An 18256-nucleotide genomic window follows, 5' to 3' on the forward strand; every position below is an offset into this window, starting at 1 on the left:
CATGTCTATTCGTAATAATCTTGCTGTTATTCTTGTTGCCGGTACTATGCTAGGCGGAATTGCTTACACTGCCGAAGCTGCATCGACAACTGCAGCGCAGACGGAAACCAAGGGCGCTGTTGTTCCGAATAAGGCCATCGACAAGGATGTTGGACGCCTCTCCCAGGACGGCGCACAGGCCTTGGCCGACATTCAGGCAACACGCCTGGCAATCTTCAACGCGAAGCCGGATGAGGCCAAGACCTTCATCAACAAGGCGAAGGACGAACTGCAGAAGGCCTCCAAGGACGAAGCAGTCTTCATGAAGGCTGAAGCGGATCTCACGAAACCGACCAAGGCACCCGTCGCCGGTGATGCGAATGCGGATGCGAAGCCCGCATCTGCAACCCCCATCCAATGGCTGCCAGTCGACTCGCAGTTGACGCTCGGTGAAGACTTCAAGGCGACGCCTGAAAAGGTCGCAGCTATCACCGAAGCCAATAAGAGCCTGAAGACCTCCAATCGTCAGGGTGCGCTTGAAAAGCTCGCTGTCGCGGATGTCGATGTCGAGTTCATCACCGCCGCCCTACCGCTCGACCAGACGGTCACCGATGTTGGCAAGGCTGCCGACCTCATCAACCAGGGCAAGTTCTATGAGGCCAATGCGGTGCTGAAGGACGTAACGGATAACGCGATGCTCAACATCGTCGATATCTATGGTCAGCCTTACAAGGCAAAGGCAGAAAAGCCTGCCAATGCCGCAGCAGTAACCCCATCGACGGACAAGACTGCTGCTCCAAAGGGCTAATCGCCCTTCCACATACTGCAACGAAAATGGCCTCCCCGTTTGGGGGAGGCCTTTGTTTTGGAACGCTATGTCGTTTCTCAGAAGTAGCTTTGCAGCGGCTTCACTTCGAGGTTGCCGGCCTTCAGCGCCTTGATGGCAAGGGCTGCAGCTTCCGCACCGGCCATCGTGGTGTAATAGGGCACTTTCTGCATCAGCGTTGCGCGGCGTAGCGACTTGGAGTCGGAGATCGCCTTGTTGCTGTCGGTGGTGTTGATCACCAATTGGACCTGACGGTTGCGGATGCCGTCTTCGATATGCGGACGACCTTCCTGCACTTTGTTGATCTTTTCAGCTGCGATGCCCTGTTCGGCCAGGAAGCGCTGCGTACCGCCGGTTGCCAGGACCTTGAAGCCTGCTTCCACTAGAATGCGGATGGCGGGCAGAACGCCGTCCTTGTCCTGATCGCGAACCGAGACGAACACCGTGCCGGAGCGGGGGAGATCAACGCCAGCGCCCAACTGCGACTTGGCAAAGGCCAGCGCGAAATCGGTGTCGAGACCGATGACTTCGCCGGTGGAGCGCATTTCCGGTCCGAGCAGAATGTCGACGCCGGGGAAGCGGGCGAAGGGGAAGACGGCTTCCTTGACGGCGATGTGCTTCAGGTTGCGTGGATCGGGCTTCTCGCCGTAGGCGGCGATCGCCGCATCGAGCTTTTCACCCGCCATGACGCGGGCTGCGATCTTGGCAATCGGCGCGCCGATGGTCTTGGCGACGAAGGGCACGGTGCGCGACGCGCGCGGGTTGACTTCCAGAACGTAAATGGTGCCGTCCTTGATGGCGTATTGCACGTTCATCAGACCGCCGACCTTCAGCGCCTTGGCAAGGGCTGCCGTCTGGCGTTCCAGTTCGTCCAGCGTTTCGGCAGACAGCGAACGGGCAGGCAGCGAGCAGGCGGAGTCGCCCGAGTGAATGCCAGCTTCTTCGATATGCTCCATGATGCCGGAGACGAAGACGCTTTCGCCGTCGCACAGCGCATCCACGTCCACTTCAACGGCGTTCGTCAGGTAGCTGTCGAAAAGCAGGGGGTTCTTGCCGAGCAGCGTGTTGATCTGACCGGTCTTGTCGTTCGGGTAGCGCTGCTTGATGTCTTCCGGCACGAGGCCTGGAACGGTGTCGAGCAGGTATGTCTGCAACTGGCCTTCCGAATGGATGATCTGCATGGCGCGGCCACCCAGAACGTAGGACGGACGGACCACCAGCGGGAAGCCGATTTCGGACGCGACGAGGCGTGCCTGTTCGACCGAGTAGGCGATGCCGTTGTTCGGCTGGGCCAGATCGAGCTTCATCAAGAGCTTCTGGAAGCGGTCGCGGTCTTCGGCAAGGTCGATCATGTCCGGTGCGGTGCCGAGGATCGGGATACCGTTCTTTTCTAGCGCTTCGGCAAGCTTCAGCGGGGTCTGGCCACCGAACTGTACGATGACGCCGACGAGCTCACCCTTTTCCTGTTCGGCGCGCATAATCTCGATCACGTCTTCGGCCGTCAGCGGCTCGAAGTAGAGGCGGTCGGAGGTGTCGTAGTCGGTCGATACCGTTTCCGGGTTGCAGTTGATCATGATGGCTTCGAAGCCCGCATCCTTCAGCGCAAAGGCGGCATGGCAGCAGCAATAATCGAACTCGATGCCCTGGCCGATACGGTTCGGGCCACCGCCGAGGATGACGACCTTCTTGCGGTCGGACACCTGCGCTTCGGAGCGCAGTGCGCCGACGAAAGGTATCTCATAGGTGGAGTACATGTAGGCGGTCGGAGAGGCGAACTCGGCAGCGCAGGTATCGATGCGCTTGAAGACCGGACGCACATTCAGGCTGTTGCGCAGCTCGGCCACTTCTTTCGGGCGCTTGCCGGTCAGCGACGCGAGGCGGGCATCGGAGAAGCCCATGGCCTTCAGCATGCGCAGGTTTTCGGCATCGGTCGGCAGGCCGTGTTCGCGCACACGCGCTTCCATATCGACGATCGCCTTGAACTGGGCGATGAACCACGGGTCGATCTTGGAGTTCTCGTGCACTTCGGCTTCGGACATGCCCATGCGCAGCGCCTGGGCCACCATTCGCAGGCGATCCGGCGTCGGCGTGCCGATGGCAGCGCGGATGGCGTTCTTGGAGCCTTCGCCTTCCTCGTAACCGGGGATTTCGATCTCATCGAGACCGGTGAGGCCGGTTTCCATGCCGCGCAAAGCCTTCTGCAGCGATTCGGCAAATGTACGGCCAATTGCCATGACTTCACCGACGGACTTCATCGCGGTGGTGAGGATCGGCGAAGCGCCTGGGAATTTTTCAAAGGCGAAGCGCGGGATTTTCGTCACGACATAGTCGATAGACGGTTCGAAGGACGCAGGCGTTGCACCGCCGGTGATGTCGTTGTCCAGCTCGTCCAGCGTGTAGCCGATGGCAAGCTTGGCCGCGACCTTGGCTATGGGGAAGCCGGTTGCCTTGGAGGCGAGCGCGGAGGAGCGCGAAACGCGCGGGTTCATCTCGATCACGACGAGGCGGCCATCCTTCGGGTTGACGGCGAACTGCACGTTCGAGCCGCCGGTTTCGACGCCGATCTCGCGCAGAACCGCAATCGAGGCGTTGCGCATGATCTGGTATTCTTTGTCCGTCAGCGTCAGCGCCGGTGCAACGGTGATGGAGTCACCGGTGTGGACGCCCATCGGGTCGATGTTTTCGATGGAGCAGATAATGATGCAGTTGTCCGCCTTGTCGCGGACGACTTCCATTTCATATTCCTTCCAGCCGAGAACAGACTCTTCGACCAGAACTTCGGTGGTTGGGGAGGCGTCGAGACCGCCGGAGACGATATCGAAGAACTCAGAACGATTATAGGCAATGCCGCCGCCAGTACCGCCGAGCGTAAAGGACGGGCGAATGATGGCCGGGAGACCGACATGGTCGATCGCTTGGGCAGCGATTGCCATGGCATGCGCCATGTAGCGCTGCTTGCGGTCGGTCTCTCCGAGGTTCCACTGGTTTTCCAGCTCGTCGAGGGCCTTATCGAGTTCGGCACCGGACAGCTTGCCCTTCAGTTCTGCGCGGGCTGCTTCGTGCTTCTTGCGGTCGGCATCCTTGATCTCGGTGGCGTTGGCCAGCATCGAGCGCGGGGTTTCGAGACCGATCTTCGCCATAGCTTCACGGAAGAGGGCGCGGTCTTCGGCCTTGTCGATCGCTTCTGGCTTGGCGCCGATCATCTCGACATTGTAGCGGTCCAGCACGCCCATACGCTTCAGGGACAGCGCGGTGTTTAGCGCCGTCTGGCCGCCCATTGTGGGCAGCAGCGCATCGGGGCGCTCCTTGGCGATAATTTTGGCAACCACTTCAGGTGTGATCGGTTCGACGTAAGTCGCGTCCGCAAGGCCGGGGTCCGTCATGATGGTGGCGGGGTTGGAGTTGACCAGGATGACCCGGTAACCTTCCTCCTTCAGCGCCTTACAGGCCTGGGTGCCGGAATAGTCGAATTCGCATGCCTGACCGATGACGATCGGTCCCGCGCCAATGATGAGGATGGATTTGATATCTTGGCGCTTTGGCATGGCTCTCGTTCCGCTTTCGTGTTGCGCAAAAAACGGCCATGGTGAGGGTTCACCGGCCGGGGCGCGCAATTCCAAATCTTTTCAGGCTAGAAGCGGCTTATAGGCAAATGTTTTGGCGAACGGAACCCCGAATCTTCGCTTTACGACAGGAAAGTTCGCCTGTCGTAAAAGGAGCATGCCGGGTGATCCTTCGCGCACCATCATCCGTAAGCCTTATCAACCGCTTCAATCATCGCTTCCAACCGGATGCAGGATAAACATGATCATCGTTCATTACCTGGAAAACTCGCGCGCACACCGCATTCTCTGGCTGCTGGAAGAACTTGAGTTGCCTTATGAGGTGAAGACCTACAAGCGCGGATCGGACATGCGCGCGCCGAAGAGCCTGAAGCAGGTGCATCCGCTGGGCAAGTCACCCGTGATCGAAGATGGTGGCAAGGTCTTTGCGGAAAGCGGCGCGATTATCGAGTATCTCCTCGACACCTATGGCGAGGGCAGGTTCCGGCCGGAGAAGGGCACGGATGATTACCGTCGCTATCTTTACTGGCTGCATTATGCCGAAGGCTCGGCAATGCCGCTGCTCCTGCTCAAGCTTCTCTTCTCACGCCTGCCAAGCCAGATGCCGTTTTTCCTACGCCCCGTGGCGGGATTTATTTCCAAGGGAGTCTCTGGAAAGCTCATCGATCCGCAACTTATCGACCATGTGGCCTACTGGGAGGCGGAGCTTTCAAGGCAAGGTTATTTTGCCGGGGAGATGTTGACCGGCGCCGACATTGCCATGAGCTTTCCGGTCGAGGCAGCCATGAGCCGTGCGGACGGCGTGGGTGAAACGAAGGCGATCAGACGCTTACTTGACGCCATCCGCGCACGCCCCGCCTATCAACGCGCTCTCGCTAAGGGTGGGGCCTACATCTACTCCCGTAGCTGACACCGGCACTCCTCTTGCGGGAACGCTTTGCGGCAATTAGCGTTTAGCGCAAGCATATTGAAGGGGAGATTGCCATGCAGTGGAGAGGGCGCCGCCAGTCGGACAACATCGAAGATAGACGCGGCATGTCCACCGGCGGCATGGGCGGTGGCGGTGGTTTCCGCTTGCCGACCGGAGGTCGGGGCGGTGGTGTCGGGATTGGCGGTCTCGTCGTCATCCTGTTGATCAGCTGGGCACTCGGTATCAATCCGCTGACGTTGTTGTCGGGCGGCGACATGTATTCGGATAGCGGTAGCCAGCAACAGCAGCAGACGGGTACGCGCCCGCAAGGCCAGTCCAGCGACGAAACCACAGCCTTTGTCCGAACCATTCTGGCAGAGACCGAAGATACCTGGGGCAAGATCTTCCAGGCTTCCGGCGAGACTTATCAAAAGCCGACGCTCGTGCTGTTCTCAGGCCAGGTGCGCTCCGCGTGCGGTAACGCAACATCCGCATCCGGTCCGTTCTATTGCCCGGTGGATCGCAAGGTCTATCTTGACACAGACTTCTTCCGCGAGCTTTCGCAGCGCTTCGGTGCTTCGGGCGACTTTGCCCAAGCCTATGTAATAGCGCATGAGGTGGGGCACCACGTCCAGAACCTCACCGGCGTGCTTCCGGAATTCAACCAGCGTCGCCAGTCCATGAGCGAGAGCCAGGCCAACGCGCTTTCAGTGAAGGTGGAATTGCAGGCCGATTGCTATGCCGGCATCTGGGGCAAGTCCACCCAGCAGAAGGGTATTCTCGAGGCTGGCGATCTGGAAGAGGCGCTGAATGCCGCCCACCAGATCGGTGACGACACGCTGCAGAAGAAAACGCAGGGCTATGTGGTTCCCGATAGCTTCAACCATGGCACGTCGGCGCAGCGCGTGGAATGGTTCCGCCGTGGCTTTGACAGCGGACGGGTCGAGGACTGCGATACGTTTTCGGCTGATATTTGAGGGCCTTGATGCTCTTCTAGTCATCCTCGCCTCAAGGGCGAGGATGATAGCGGCGCGGGCGGAGTCCTCTCGTCAGCTTGCCAGCTTCTGAGATGAAGCTTCACTCTCCCTATTACCCACACTCTCCCAGCTTCCACCGGTTTTGTAGCGCCAGGTAAGCTGTCCCTTATCGTCCATCACGACGAGTGAGAGCCAACCGTTGTCGAAAAGCGCCTGGACCTGTGGATGCCTGTGAAGGATGTCGGTAATGGCGTGCTTTGGAGCTTCGACGGCAACAGCCAGGCGCAGCGGCTCATGGACGAGGTTTTCGCCATCATGGACAGACTGCCAAGGAAGGCCGGCGCGCAAGTTGCCGCCATTGCCTTCGACAACGCCGATGCCGCCGACGACATTGTGCAGCAGCTTGTTGCCTGCGCCGAACAAGGATGGTGCGACCGCAGAGCCGAAATATTGCAGGCTGATCCAGCTTGCGACGACCACGGGGGCGGTCAGGATAAGTTCGAGGATCTTGAAGTCCTCGTCCTTCTGCCAGACATAATCGTGCAGGAATGCCTGGCCCTCCAGAGACCGGCCGGCTGTGCGTGACCGGGGAGCTGCGATGAAGGCGCGGCACCCGGCAAGGCCGAGTTCAGGCCGGGTTTCGGACCAGTCGCGCGCGCGGGCAGTCAGGTTCTTGCCCGTTGCCCGTGGAAGACGCTCTGCCCGCTCCGCTCTGGTCAGACGGCCTGCATCGGTCAGCCACTTGCGGATTTGCGCGAGGTCCTTGTGCGCGATGTCGCTGTCCAGATCGGCTTCGAACAGCGTCACGCCGTCGGTGGTAGTATCGTGCAGACCGGCGATGAAGACGGTATCGGCCGGAATGTGGATACCCTTTTCTGACAGCGCGTCGCGCACGGCCCTGTCGTTGATCAGGTCTGCCAGCAGCCGCGCATTGACATCACCTGCATGACCGCCGCAGGCGCCGCAATGGAGTGCGCTGGCATAGGGATTGTTGACAATATTGGCGCCGTGGCCGCAGATCAGCACGAAGCGAGCGAAGCCTTCTGTCAGTGACATGGCTTTCAGCACCTTTTCGGCTATGGCAGCTCTCGTTTCCAGATCGATATCCGGCGAGCAACGAGGCTTGACCTTGTCCGGCGCGTTGCCCTTGGTCAAACGCAGGCCGTCGCGCAATAGCTTGCCGGCATAGACTGGACCCATCGCCTCGACAAAGGAGAAGGAGGAAACGGCGGCAATCTTGAACCTGCCCCAGGCGCGAATGCCACGGGCACCGAAGCGGGCTTTCTGATCTGCACCCTTGTCGTCATCGACGGCGCTGCAACTGAACACCGAGGGTTTGAGCAGGACCGGAAGCCTGTGTTCGGCGGTATCTGACGCGAAAGCGTGGTGACTTGTGCCGAGACCGAAGAAACCGGCAAAGCCGAGCGTGCGAATTCTGGCGTCCATCGTTTCGAGCGAGCGCCGCAACACTTCGGAACGTACATCGATGCAGAAAGCTGCCTGGAGAATGGGGCGCTGGTCTACGTCCTTGATCTCGCAAGGGGTAGCAAGCACAGCGGCGAGCTTGCGCTCTGCCGCCCGTTCGGCAGCAGCTTGGAGGATGCTGTCAATCAACGTGTCGCGACCGGTCGTGACCGGTTCGACATGAGCCTTGCGAACATTGCGCCATTCGCTTTCGATGTTTGTCTTATGCCGCAGGTAAAGCGCTTCTTCGAAAATCAGCCGGATTGCAAGGAGTTCGAGCGCAGTCGTGTCCTCACCACCATCGATCTGCGCCTTGAACTGCATGTGGCGGGCAAATTGCGCCCAGCCGCCAAGAGTGAGCAGCAGTTGATGGAAATAGGTTCCCGGCTCTGCGCCAAGGCCGAGCGAAACCGCTGCCCGCTCGATTGCCGCGTGGGGCGTTTCCGGCGTATCGGCCACATGGGTGCCGAAGTCCTTCAGGCCTAGAATTTCCGGCGTCAGATCGTGCGTGGCAAAGGCCCGCCAGGCGGCGTAAAGCCCGTTGCGACGCGACGCTGCCCACAGCGCCTGGCCTTGATCGAAAAAGCCAGCTGCAAAAGTGCCGATCCGATCCGAAACGATGCCCGACCAGTCCTTGCCGCTTGTCCGTCCAGCCAGATCGGCCACTGTTGGAAGCGCGGCAACGGAAGGTGCATCACTGAGCAAGGCGGCCTTGATATCATCCAGGTCGATGTCCTTCGCGATAGAGCTTGTCTTGAGCACTGCGAGGAGGTCCTCGTCGGTCATGTCGCCTCTGGCGAGTTTATCGGCAAAGTGCTTGCGAGGGAGCGAAAGGCGCACGCCGCCGATGCGGGCCAGCAGCGCCGCGGTCTGGTCGAAGCTATCGTCCACCTGGCCGAGGAAGGGGTTGACGGCAACGGTCGCCGTCAGAGGCCAGGCCGGTGGTATGGCTGTAACGGCATCGGCTGCGGCCTTCGCGAGAGTGTCGCCGTGCAGTGTGTCGATTGTGATGGTGCCGGTCATGAGTCACTCCTTCACGGAAGCCGAGGTTGCAGAGGCAGATGCGGGAAGTCTCCAGCCGCCAAGCAGGCGATCGAAGAGTGCGTTGACGTAAAGCCCATTTGCGAGATGTACGCGCAGACCTGCCGCCGCCGGATGATAGGCCCAGAGGGGAAAGAGCGACTGGGCGACCGCCACAAGGCCGAAGGTAACGACGGCCAGCAGCATCAGCGTCCATTCCAATGGACCAGGCTGGGGCGGAGGCGGGAGCGTGCCGTGCATCAGCCCTTCCGCAATTTTCTGCAGGGCGAAGTAGGCGGTGGCGGCCAGGACGGCGTAGAGGGACGTCCGCCAGGTCAGCGCCCAAGGTGCGGCATCGGCAAGACCCTGGGCGATGAGGTAGGCGACGCCGAAGATGAGGATCGCACCGAGAGCAAGTGACTGTGGCGGTTTGTCGCCGAAACCGAAGAGGAGGCCAATCACAGCATAGATCGCGAGAGCTAGAAGGAAGGCGCGGGTGACCGCCTTGGCGTTGGGGATGGTGATCGGGCCAGGGCGACGGATGGAAGCTACGGTTTCTATGGCCGAACCTGAGGAGAGGAAAGAATGCGCCTTGTAGAGCGAATGCGCCACGATGTGCAGAAGCGCGATGGGGAAGAGCGCCAGGCCGCATTGCAGGATCATGAATCCCATTTGCGCGACCGTCGACCAGGCAAGCGACGTCTTGACCGCGGACTGAGTAAGCATGACCACGCTGCCGAAAATTGCGGTGAAGCCGCCGACCATCACCAGAACCGCAAGCACGATTGGCGCCTGGAGCATGATATCGGCGAAGCGAATGAGGAGAAAGCCGCCGGCATTCACGACGCCCGCATGCAAGAGCGCAGAAACCGGCGTTGGCGTTTCCATGACTTCCGTCAGCCAACCATGGGTTGGAAATTGCGCAGATTTCAAAAGGGCAGCAACAGCCAGAAGTGCTGCAGCGGCAATCGTCAGCGGCATACCCTGTCCCTGCTGGGCTTTGATCAAAACGGTGGCGATGTCACCGGTCTTGAATGCGATGGCCAGCAGAATCACAGCGAACATCAGGGCGACATCGCCCAGCCGTGAGACGAAGAACTTCTTGCGGGCTGCGCGTGTGGCCGCAACCCGCTCGGGGTAGAAGACCAGCAACTGATGAAGCAGAAGACTTGACGCGCACCAGCCGATGACGAGCTGTAGTAATGTACCGGCTTGAACAAGCAGCAGAACCGCCGCAAGTGTAGCCGTCATCCAGCCAGTGAACGGTCCTTGCCGGGCTTCGCCGTCAAGAAACGTCCCTGCGTAGCGCAGCACGATCCATCCGATGAAGGAAACGAGGAGGAGCATGGTGAGGCTGACAAGGTCAAGTCTTGAGGCGAGCGCGATGTAGCCGTAGCCGATCGCCGGGCCGGTGCCCGGTCCCTGGAACGTGAGGACAAGGCCTGAAAGGAGCGCAATGACAATGGACGCCAGGGCGGCAAGTTCAGCGACGCGGATCGCTGCACGGGGCCGAAGACCAGGTGCCTTGAAAGCACGATACGAGGCGTAGGCGAGAAAAAGCGGAGCGAGGAGCGGTAGAGCGTAGATCACGAAAGTTCTCCGTTCTGTGGGCTGCTTGGGAGGAGCAGGGATGTGTGGGGAACGGAGTAGCAGGAACCTGAAAGGTGGAAAAATTCATTGTTTCCGCAATAACGTTCTATAAAATAGAACGATGTCTGATCTCAATTATCATCATCTTCGCTATTTTCGCGCTGTCGCTCATGACGGCAATCTGACGCGCACGGCCGAACGGTTGAACCTGTCGCAGTCTGCATTGTCCATCCAGATCAAGCAGTTGGAGGAGCGGTTGGGCCACGCGCTGTTCGAGCGGCGCGGGCGGCAGCTTTACTTGACCGAAGCGGGCCGCATCGCGCTCGACCGTGCCGATACGATCTTTGCCGCTGGTGAAGAACTGATCGAAACGCTGAAGGAAACGGGGCGAAGCCGCCGTGCCATTCGTATTGGCGCACTCGCCACGCTGTCGCGCAACTTCCAGATCGAGTTCCTGCGCCCGATCATGGGGCGCTCGGATGTCGACATGATTCTCCGTTCGGGCAGTACGAGCGAGCTTCTGCGCGCGCTGGAAACGCTGAACCTCGATATCGTTCTCTTGAATCAGCCGCCGATGGCCGATTCCGTTACGTCCTTCATCGCGCAACACATCTATCAGCAACGGGTCAGTCTCGTTGGCAGACCGTCTTTGGGCAAGGCGGGAGCAACCCTCGCTGATCTGCTGGCCGAACATCCGGTGATCCTGCCGACGCTCGAGAGCGGCGTTCGCTCCCAATTCGAGGCCTTGATTTCGCGTCTGGGTCTCATCCCTCAGATTGCCGCCGAGGTAGATGACATGGCCATGATGCGTCTTTTGGCGCGTGAAGGAGCAGGGCTTGCCGTTCTGCCTCCCATCGTGGTCAAGGGGGAACTGGAAGCCGGAACGCTCATCGAGTTCGATGCGCTGCCGGGCATGGTCGAATCCTTTTACGCCGTCACCATCAAGCGTCGGTTTCCCAATCCGCTGTTAAAGCCCCTTCTTCAAGGCGTTGAAGATGACCGGACCGAGGCTCTCAATCCTGGCACGTCTGGTCTCGCAAGATCTCGTCATGAATGAAACGGCCAGAGGTCGGGTCGTCACAGACATCGATATGTCTGTTGATGGAGCTGAATAGCTCGAGGGTCAGCACCAAGGCAGCCAGCACAGATAGCCCGATGACGGCGAACACAGACTTCGTCTTACGTGACAAGCGAGGTCCTCGTGATCGAGACAGGAGCGCTTCTATTGCGCATCATGATTGCCACAGCATCTGGCGTCGATGCAAAAACCGGAGAGTTCGGTGTGTGCCGATAGGACGACGGCGCTTCATGCTATCGCCAGTGCGGTGACGAACATTCCGAGAGCGAAAATCGTGTGGGCGACAAGGTTCAGTGCGCGCACCTTGTTGGGGTTGGGAGTCTTCGAAGCGGCCCAGCCGATGCCGAGGCCGGGTTGAAGCAAGAACCAGCCTGCGGCAACGGTGACGATCCCGACGATGAAGGGCAGTAGGAAGGTCGGCGCTGCAAACCAGCCCGGCGGCACAATGAGCGCAAGCAGAACGCCGTAGAGGATGCCGACCGCATAATGAGCGATCCAGCCAATTGCCACCTCATTGGCGTGCGGCTCAGCGGTCGCAATGCTGTCGTGGAAGACTGTGCCTTTCGGAAGGTGCCAGAACCAGCGACCGACGGGTCCCCAGTTCGCGGCGGGTTGGCCGAAGGCACGATGGAGGACGATTGCCCAGATGTCCATGAAAACCGTGCCGCCAATCCCCATCGCTACGCCGCGCCAGAGAATTTCCCCCATTCGTCTTCCCTCCCGAATCTCGATTGCGAAAACATGTCTTGCGCCTGGGTGTGAGGCAAGGGCAGGTGCAGGCAGAAAGGCTTCATTTTTAGACAGGGCGCCTTTTTCTTGCGCAGGTCAGCCAAGTCTTTTATGCATTGGAGCGACCGCTTCCAGCATCCTCTGGAAGCGGTTTCAGTTTGAGGGTGAGATCATGTCTTCGTCGGAAGTTGTCGGGAACGTGTCGCAGGGCGGCAGTTCATGGGCGGCGCATTTCCGTGCCACGCTTGCATTGGGCATTCCGCTGATCGGGGCGCAACTTGCGCAACTTGGCATTCATACCACCGATATGATCATCGTTGGTCAGCTTGGTGCGGAGAAGCTTGCCGCCATGGTGCTGGCTGGCCAGTTCTTCTTTGTGGTCTTCATCTTCGGTACGGGCTTCTCGGTTGCCGTCGTTCCCATGGTCGCCAATGCTTACGGGCAGGGGGATGCGACATCGGCGCGGCGAGCGCTGCGCATGGGCATGTGGGTGGCGATAGCCTACTGGTTCCTGGCGCTTGGCATCTTCTACAATGCGGAGCGCATTCTGCTGGCACTCGGGCAAAACCCGAATGTGGCAAAGCTGACGGGCGACTATCTCGCCATTTCCAAGTTTGGCCTGCTTCCGGCGTTGTTGTTTTACGTGATGCGCGGACTCGTCAGCGCGATCGGTCGTGCCAGCGTCATTCTCTACGCCACCATTGCCATGCTGTTGCTCAACGGCGTGCTTGCCTATGCTCTGGTACTCGGCCACTTCGGATTGCCCGCCATGGGTATGAATGGCGCTGCTATCGTGGCCGTCATCGTCAATACGTTCAGCCTCATCTTCATTGTCTTCTACGTCCAGACGCGGGACGAAACCAGGCAATACGAGCTGTTCGTCCGTTTCTGGAAACCAGACTGGAATGCGCTTGGCGAGGTGCTACGTCTCGGTCTGCCGATCAGCATCACCATATTGGCCGAAACCATGCTGTTTTCCGCGGCGTCCATTCTCATGGGTCAGATCGGCACCATCGAGCTTGCGGCGCATGGCATCGCTCTGCAATTGGCATCGATTGCGTTCATGATCCCGCTTGGACTGTCGCAGGCGGCGACGGTACGGATTGGTGTCGCGCATGGTCGCGGCGATTACCCGAACCTCATTCGCGCTGCGATTACGATCTACGTCGTTGCCTGTGTCATTGCGCTGAGCGGTGGCATTCTCTTCGCAGCCATTCCCGGCAAGCTGGGCGGTCTGTTCCTTGACGCACATCTGCCGGAGGCGCCTCAGGTTCTCGCTTACGCGAGCTCGCTCATCATCATGGCGGGGTTGTTCCAGCTGGTAGATGGCATCCAGGCAGTGGCGGCGGGTCTGCTACGCGGCCTGAAGGATGCACGTATTCCGGCTATACTGGCGTTGATTTCCTACTGGCCGATCGGTTTTGCGCTTGCCTGGACCATGGCGTTCCCGCTCGGCTTCGGTGGCGTGGGGGTCTGGTCCGGATTTGTCGTCGGCCTGACGGCAGCAGCGATCATGCTGACCACACGTTTCTACCGGCTGGTGAAGCGTGAAATGCAAACGGCCCGCGGTTAAGCGGGCCGGTTATAAGTTCAACTGATCTTTGAATCTTATCAGCGCTCTGCGAGGGCCGGTTCGCCCTTCTTCTCACGCAGCAAATTGACGAAACGGCGGAAGAGGTAGTGGCTGTCCTGCGGGCCAGGAGACGCCTCCGGGTGATGCTGCACCGAGAAGACCGGCTTGCCGGTGATGCGCAGGCCGCAATTGGTGCCGTCGAAAAGCGAAGTGTGAGTCTCTTCAACGCCTTCCGGCAGCGACTTCGCGTCCACTGCAAAGCCGTGGTTCATCGAAACGATTTCCACCTTGCCGGTGGTGAAGTCCTTGACCGGGTGGTTTGCGCCGTGGTGGCCCTGGTGCATCTTCTCGGTCTTGGCACCAACGGCAAGGCCGAGCATCTGGTGGCCAAGGCAGATGCCGAAGATCGGCAGCTCGGTCTTGATCAGGTTCTGGATCACCGGAACGGCGTAAGCGCCGGTTGCCGCAGGATCTCCCGGGCCGTTGGAGAGGAAGACGCCATCCGGCTTCAGTGCCATGATGTCTTCAGCAGAGGTCTGAGCCGGAACGACGGTGACCTTGCAATCCAGACCGGCGAAGAGGCGCAGGATATTGCGCTTCACGCCGAAGTCGACGCAGACGACATGGTATTTGGCGTCTTGCTCACCGAGCGTGCCGTAACCTTCGCCCCAGACCCATGGCGTTTCGTTCCAGACGGAGGACTGGCCTGACGTCGCTTCGATAGCGAGGTCGAGACCGACGAGACCGCTCCAGGCCTTGGCTTCATCCTTCAGCGCTTCGATGTCGAAGACACCGTTCGGGTCGTGGGCGACGACAGCGTTCGGTGCGCCGTTCTCACGGATCCATGCGGTCAGCGCACGGGTGTCGATGCCGCAGAGACCGATGATGCCGCGGCTCTTCAGCCAGGCGTCGAGATGCTTGGCGGCGCGGTAGTTCGACGGATCGGTGATGTCGGCCTTGAAGATGACGCCGACCGCGCCGTGGCGTGCTGCCGGCGTCAGGTCTTCGATGTCTTCGTCGTTGGTGCCGATATTGCCAATATGCGGGAAGGTGAAGGTGACGATCTGGCCGAGATAGGACGGGTCGGTGAGGATTTCCTCATAGCCCGTCAGTGCGGTGTTGAAGCAGACTTCCGCCTGAACCTTGCCTGTTGCGCCGATACCGGTTCCCTCGATCACGGTGCCATCTGCAAGAACGAGCATGGCGGTCGGTTTGCGTGTTGTCCAGGGAGCTGTCTCGGTCATCTCGTTTTCCGTTTCTGCCGGTCCGGCCCGCCTCTTGAAAGGCAGGACGAAAGCGGTCATGTTTTCTCGCGGAGTAAGGACGCGCGAAAGCCTTCGCGTCGTAACCTTCGTTAAATTCTCGTGCAGGTGCCGGAAAATAACGGAAGCGGTCCGTGCGGTCAACCGCGAGGCCGGTGAATCCGCAGGAATTAAAAGCGAGCCTGCTCAAACACTTGAGCAAACAGTTTGCCGATTGGCGCCTGCTCGTTTATGTCACCGGCACAATTGTTAAGGAAAGGTCTGCGCTGGAAATATCTTCCGGCCCGGCTCTTCCAAGGAGAAACAGAGATGATCCGCGATACATTCGCAAGCGCCCTGAAAGAAGCCATGAAGGCCAAGGATGCCCTTCGCCTTTCGACGATCCGTCTGGTGCAGACGGCCATCAAGGATCGCGATATCGCCAATCGCGGCGTCGGCAAGGAGCCGGTGTCGGACGAGGAAATCCTGCAGATTCTCGCTAAGATGATCAAGCAGCGCGAGGAGTCTTCCGCCATCTACGAAAAGGCCGGACGTGAGGAACTTGCCAAGCAAGAACGCGACGAGATCGCCATCATCAAGTCCTTCATGCCGGAAGAAATTCCCGAGGCCGAGGTTCGCGGCATCATCGAAGGCGTGATTGCCGAGACGGAGGCATCCGGCCTGCGCGACATGGGCAAGGTCATGGCGGTTCTGAAGGAGCGCTATCCCGGCCGTATCGATTTCGCCAAGGCATCCGCGCAGATCAAGGAACTGCTGAAGTAATCCTTCGAGCTTTGCCGGAGTGTAAAAATTAAGAAAGGCAGGGCATATGTGGGTGCCCTGCCTTTCTTTTACCGGAAGGTACGCCTGCGGACGGGCGTTCTCTTATAGGGCAAGCGGTGGGGGGATGTTGCCCTGGCCTTCCGAATTTACTCTCAACACTCGACCTCATGTCGATGATCAGAGAGTGCCACGCGGCTTCTGGTTCTTCAAATTACAAATAGGTAATTTGTAGCCGACGTTTTCTGCCGCAATTTTGCCCGAAGTTTCGATAGAGGCGGTGATCTGCGTCGCAGAGCGCTATGCGTCCCATCGAACGCAAAAAGGACGCTTTGCCTTTTTGAAACTACGCATCGTGCGTTCTGAAAACAGCATCCGATTTTCGGGCCGATTCTGTTGCCGTAGACTGTGAATAACGGGCATGAGGGTGCGGCAGGCTTGGTATTTCACTGCTTACGGGCTTATATAGAAGATCGGCGGATGGCCGACAGAGATTTCAGGTACAATGCGCTTTTCAAACTCCTTCCTCGACGAGATACGCGACCGGGTGAACATCTCCGATGTCATCGGCAAACGCGTGACGTGGGACCGGAAGAAGAGCAACGCGTCGAAAGGCGACTTTTGGGCCTGCTGCCCCTTTCATGGCGAGAAGAGCCCGAGCTTTCACTGCGAAGATCGCAAAGGACGCTACCATTGCTTCGGCTGCGGGGTGTCGGGAGATCACTTTCGCTTCCTGACCGACCTCGATGGTATGGCTTTTCCCGAGGCTGTGCAGCAAATCGCCGACATGGCGGGTGTCGCCATGCCGCAGCCGGACGTTCAGGCCGAACGACGCGAGCGCGAGCGCGCCTCGCTTCAGGACGTCATGGAGATGGCGACCCTGTTTTTTCAGGACCAGTTGCAGACGGCAGTTGGCGCGAGAGCGCGCGCCTATCTGCGCGATCGCGGGCTGACGGGGCGCACCATTGAGACCTTCCGGCTGGGCTATGCGCCTGATAGTCGCAATGCGCTGAAAGAGCATCTTGCGGCCAAGGGCATTACGAAGGAGCAGATGGAGGCCTGCGGCCTTGTCGTGCATGAGAATGTGCCGGTTTCCTACGACCGTTTCCGCGACCGCATCATGTTCCCGATCCTGTCTGCCCGTGAAAAGGTCATCGCTTTCGGTGGCCGCGCCATGGCCTCCGATGCGCTGGCGAAATATCTCAACTCCAACGAGACCGAACTCTTCCATAAGGGCAGCGTCCTCTACAATTTCGCCCGCGCGCGCCGAGCGACGCAGTCTGCCGGTACTGTCATTGCCGTCGAAGGCTACATGGATGTGATTGCGCTCTACCAGGCGGGTGTCGAGAACGCGGTTGCGCCGCTCGGAACGGCGTTGACGGAAAACCAGCTCGAACTTCTCTGGAAAATGTCGTCGCAGCCGATTCTGTGCTTCGATGGCGACGGGGCGGGTATTCGCGCTGCAAACCGTGCCGCCGATCTTGCGCTGCCGCATATCAAACCCGGTCGTTCAGTAAGTTTCGCGCTGCTGCCCGACGGCAAGGATCCGGACGATCTGGTGCGCCATGAGGGCAGGGCGCCTTTCGACCGCGTGCTTTCAGAAGCAAAGCCAATGGCCTCGATGATCTGGAGCCGTGAAACCGCGTCCACCGCTTTCGATACGCCGGAAAAACGCGCCGAACTGGAAAACCGTCTTCGCCAGATCGTTTCGGTCATCGGCGACGAAAGTGTGCGCCGTTTCTATCAGCAGGATATGCGTGACCGGCTGAATGCATTCTTCCAGCCGCAGTTTCAACGCGGCGGCAACACGATGCCGAACCGCAATTTCGGGCGCGGGGCTCCCGCTCATGGGAGAAATGGACAACGCGGTCAGGGGAACGCCTCATCCGGTAATAGTGGGGGGATTTCCGATCGGCTCAGTCAGTCCGGTCTCGTCAAGGGCTATCTCGCAACGCCCGCCCTTCGTGAAAGTGTGCTGGCGCTGACCATAGTCAATCACCCGCAATTGCTGCTTGAGGAGTATGACGAGATTGCCGCCATCGATTATGAAAACCGCGATCTTCAGCGGCTGTGGTCTCAGGTCTTGACCTATGCGGCAGAAAACGCCGCAGACCTGTCTCGCGACGGGCTGATGGAGCGGATGGACGCTCAAGGGTTCGGGGCACTGGTGAAGGCGATGAACCAGCAGGTGCGGAATGCAAGGCTCTGGACAGCGACTGAGCAGGCAGCGCCCGAGGATGCGCGAGAAGGCTATATTCAGGCGCTATCGCTGCACAAACGTACCAAGGCATTGCGTTGGCAGAAGATCGATCTGGAGCGAGAGATCGCCGAGGCAACGGAGGCGGGGGATGGAGAGCGCGTCGGTCTTTTGATGCGGGCGCTTTCCGAAGTGCAGCTCGAGATCGGGCGCATGGAGAATCAGGAAGCGATCATCGATGGGTTCGGCGTGATGTCGGGCAGGGTTAAGGGGCCTGCCTATGGTCATGGATGACGCCGGTCTTCATCTGGAAATTCTGCAACGTTTTG

At 59.5% G+C, this 18256-nt stretch carries 12 protein-coding genes; 7 read left to right on the top strand and 5 right to left on the bottom strand.

Annotated features, from left to right (window positions below; translation table 11 throughout):
• The first annotated feature begins 1 nt into the window (after position 1).
• The gene (locus QZ869_RS03290) at positions 2 to 787 is read left to right on the top strand and encodes a YfdX family protein (protein WP_296102455.1); all 786 of its coding nucleotides are present in this window, start codon (positions 2 to 4) and stop codon (positions 785 to 787) included.
• Between the two features lie 77 nt (positions 788 to 864).
• Here the strand turns inward: QZ869_RS03290 and carB are convergent, their stop codons facing one another.
• Entirely contained in the window at positions 865 to 4350 is a 3486-nt protein-coding gene (gene carB / locus QZ869_RS03295) for a carbamoyl-phosphate synthase large subunit (protein WP_296102456.1), read from the bottom strand.
• A gap of 259 nt (positions 4351 to 4609) precedes the next feature.
• Here carB and QZ869_RS03300 point away from each other — a divergent pair, with 259 nt between their 5' ends.
• Positions 4610 to 5278, top strand: coding sequence for a glutathione S-transferase (locus QZ869_RS03300; protein WP_296102457.1), 669 nt, complete (start codon positions 4610 to 4612; stop codon positions 5276 to 5278).
• Between the two features lie 74 nt (positions 5279 to 5352).
• Positions 5353 to 6255 (top strand): neutral zinc metallopeptidase, encoded by a 903-nt coding sequence (locus QZ869_RS03305; RefSeq protein WP_296102458.1) that lies wholly within the window; start codon positions 5353 to 5355, stop codon positions 6253 to 6255.
• Positions 6256 to 6327: 72 nt separating this feature from the next.
• Here the strand turns inward: QZ869_RS03305 and QZ869_RS03310 are convergent, their stop codons facing one another.
• Entirely contained in the window at positions 6328 to 8742 is a 2415-nt protein-coding gene (locus tag QZ869_RS03310) for a YbcC family protein (RefSeq protein ID WP_296102459.1), read from the bottom strand.
• Between the two features lie 3 nt (positions 8743 to 8745).
• On the bottom strand, positions 8746 to 10329 hold the full coding sequence (locus QZ869_RS03315; protein ID WP_296102460.1) for a proton-conducting transporter membrane subunit: 1584 nt from the start codon (positions 10327 to 10329) through the stop codon (positions 8746 to 8748).
• A gap of 121 nt (positions 10330 to 10450) precedes the next feature.
• Here QZ869_RS03315 and QZ869_RS03320 point away from each other — a divergent pair, with 121 nt between their 5' ends.
• Complete coding sequence (locus tag QZ869_RS03320; protein WP_296102461.1) at positions 10451 to 11386, top strand: LysR family transcriptional regulator; 936 nt, start codon at positions 10451 to 10453, stop codon at positions 11384 to 11386.
• Positions 11387 to 11635: 249 nt separating this feature from the next.
• Here QZ869_RS03320 and QZ869_RS03325 read toward each other — a convergent pair whose 3' ends face one another.
• Positions 11636 to 12115 carry a DUF2938 domain-containing protein gene (locus tag QZ869_RS03325; RefSeq protein WP_296016266.1) on the bottom strand — a complete coding sequence of 160 codons (480 nt, stop codon included), beginning with the start codon at positions 12113 to 12115 and terminating at the stop codon, positions 11636 to 11638.
• A gap of 193 nt (positions 12116 to 12308) precedes the next feature.
• Between QZ869_RS03325 and QZ869_RS03330 the strand changes: the two genes are divergently transcribed.
• Positions 12309 to 13709, top strand: a complete 1401-nt coding sequence (locus QZ869_RS03330; protein WP_296041587.1) for an MATE family efflux transporter — start codon at positions 12309 to 12311, stop codon at positions 13707 to 13709.
• A 38-nt stretch (positions 13710 to 13747) separates the two neighbouring features.
• Here QZ869_RS03330 and carA read toward each other — a convergent pair whose 3' ends face one another.
• Positions 13748 to 14953: a glutamine-hydrolyzing carbamoyl-phosphate synthase small subunit gene (gene carA, locus QZ869_RS03335; protein WP_296077342.1), complete on the bottom strand. Its 1206-nt coding sequence runs from the start codon at positions 14951 to 14953 to the stop codon at positions 13748 to 13750.
• A 327-nt stretch (positions 14954 to 15280) separates the two neighbouring features.
• Here carA and QZ869_RS03340 point away from each other — a divergent pair, with 327 nt between their 5' ends.
• Both QZ869_RS03340 and dnaG read left to right on the top strand, forming a co-directional pair.
• On the top strand, positions 15281 to 15733 hold the full coding sequence (locus QZ869_RS03340; RefSeq protein WP_296016272.1) for a GatB/YqeY domain-containing protein: 453 nt from the start codon (positions 15281 to 15283) through the stop codon (positions 15731 to 15733).
• 502 nt (positions 15734 to 16235) lie between these two features.
• Complete coding sequence (gene dnaG, locus QZ869_RS03345; RefSeq protein WP_296041581.1) at positions 16236 to 18221, top strand: DNA primase; 1986 nt, start codon at positions 16236 to 16238, stop codon at positions 18219 to 18221.
• Positions 18222 to 18256 lie beyond the last annotated feature (35 nt).

The organism is uncultured Agrobacterium sp. (assembly GCF_913777885.1).
Lineage (GTDB): Bacteria > Pseudomonadota > Alphaproteobacteria > Rhizobiales > Rhizobiaceae > Agrobacterium.

Excerpts from the sequence above, each read along its gene's own strand:
- QZ869_RS03290 (WP_296102455.1), top strand. The coding sequence starts at position 2 with ATGTCTATTCGTAATAATCTTGCTGTTATTCTTGTTGCCGGTACTATG.
- carB (WP_296102456.1), bottom strand. The coding sequence starts at position 4,350 with ATGCCAAAGCGCCAAGATATCAAATCCATCCTCATCATTGGCGCGGGA.
- QZ869_RS03300 (WP_296102457.1), top strand. The coding sequence starts at position 4,610 with ATGATCATCGTTCATTACCTGGAAAACTCGCGCGCACACCGCATTCTC.
- QZ869_RS03305 (WP_296102458.1), top strand. The coding sequence starts at position 5,353 with ATGCAGTGGAGAGGGCGCCGCCAGTCGGACAACATCGAAGATAGACGC.
- QZ869_RS03310 (WP_296102459.1), bottom strand. The coding sequence starts at position 8,742 with ATGACCGGCACCATCACAATCGACACACTGCACGGCGACACTCTCGCG.
- QZ869_RS03320 (WP_296102461.1), top strand. The coding sequence starts at position 10,451 with ATGTCTGATCTCAATTATCATCATCTTCGCTATTTTCGCGCTGTCGCT.
- QZ869_RS03325 (WP_296016266.1), bottom strand. The coding sequence starts at position 12,115 with ATGGGGGAAATTCTCTGGCGCGGCGTAGCGATGGGGATTGGCGGCACG.
- QZ869_RS03330 (WP_296041587.1), top strand. The coding sequence starts at position 12,309 with ATGTCTTCGTCGGAAGTTGTCGGGAACGTGTCGCAGGGCGGCAGTTCA.
- carA (WP_296077342.1), bottom strand. The coding sequence starts at position 14,953 with ATGACCGAGACAGCTCCCTGGACAACACGCAAACCGACCGCCATGCTC.
- QZ869_RS03340 (WP_296016272.1), top strand. The coding sequence starts at position 15,281 with ATGATCCGCGATACATTCGCAAGCGCCCTGAAAGAAGCCATGAAGGCC.
- dnaG (WP_296041581.1), top strand. The coding sequence starts at position 16,236 with ATGCGCTTTTCAAACTCCTTCCTCGACGAGATACGCGACCGGGTGAAC.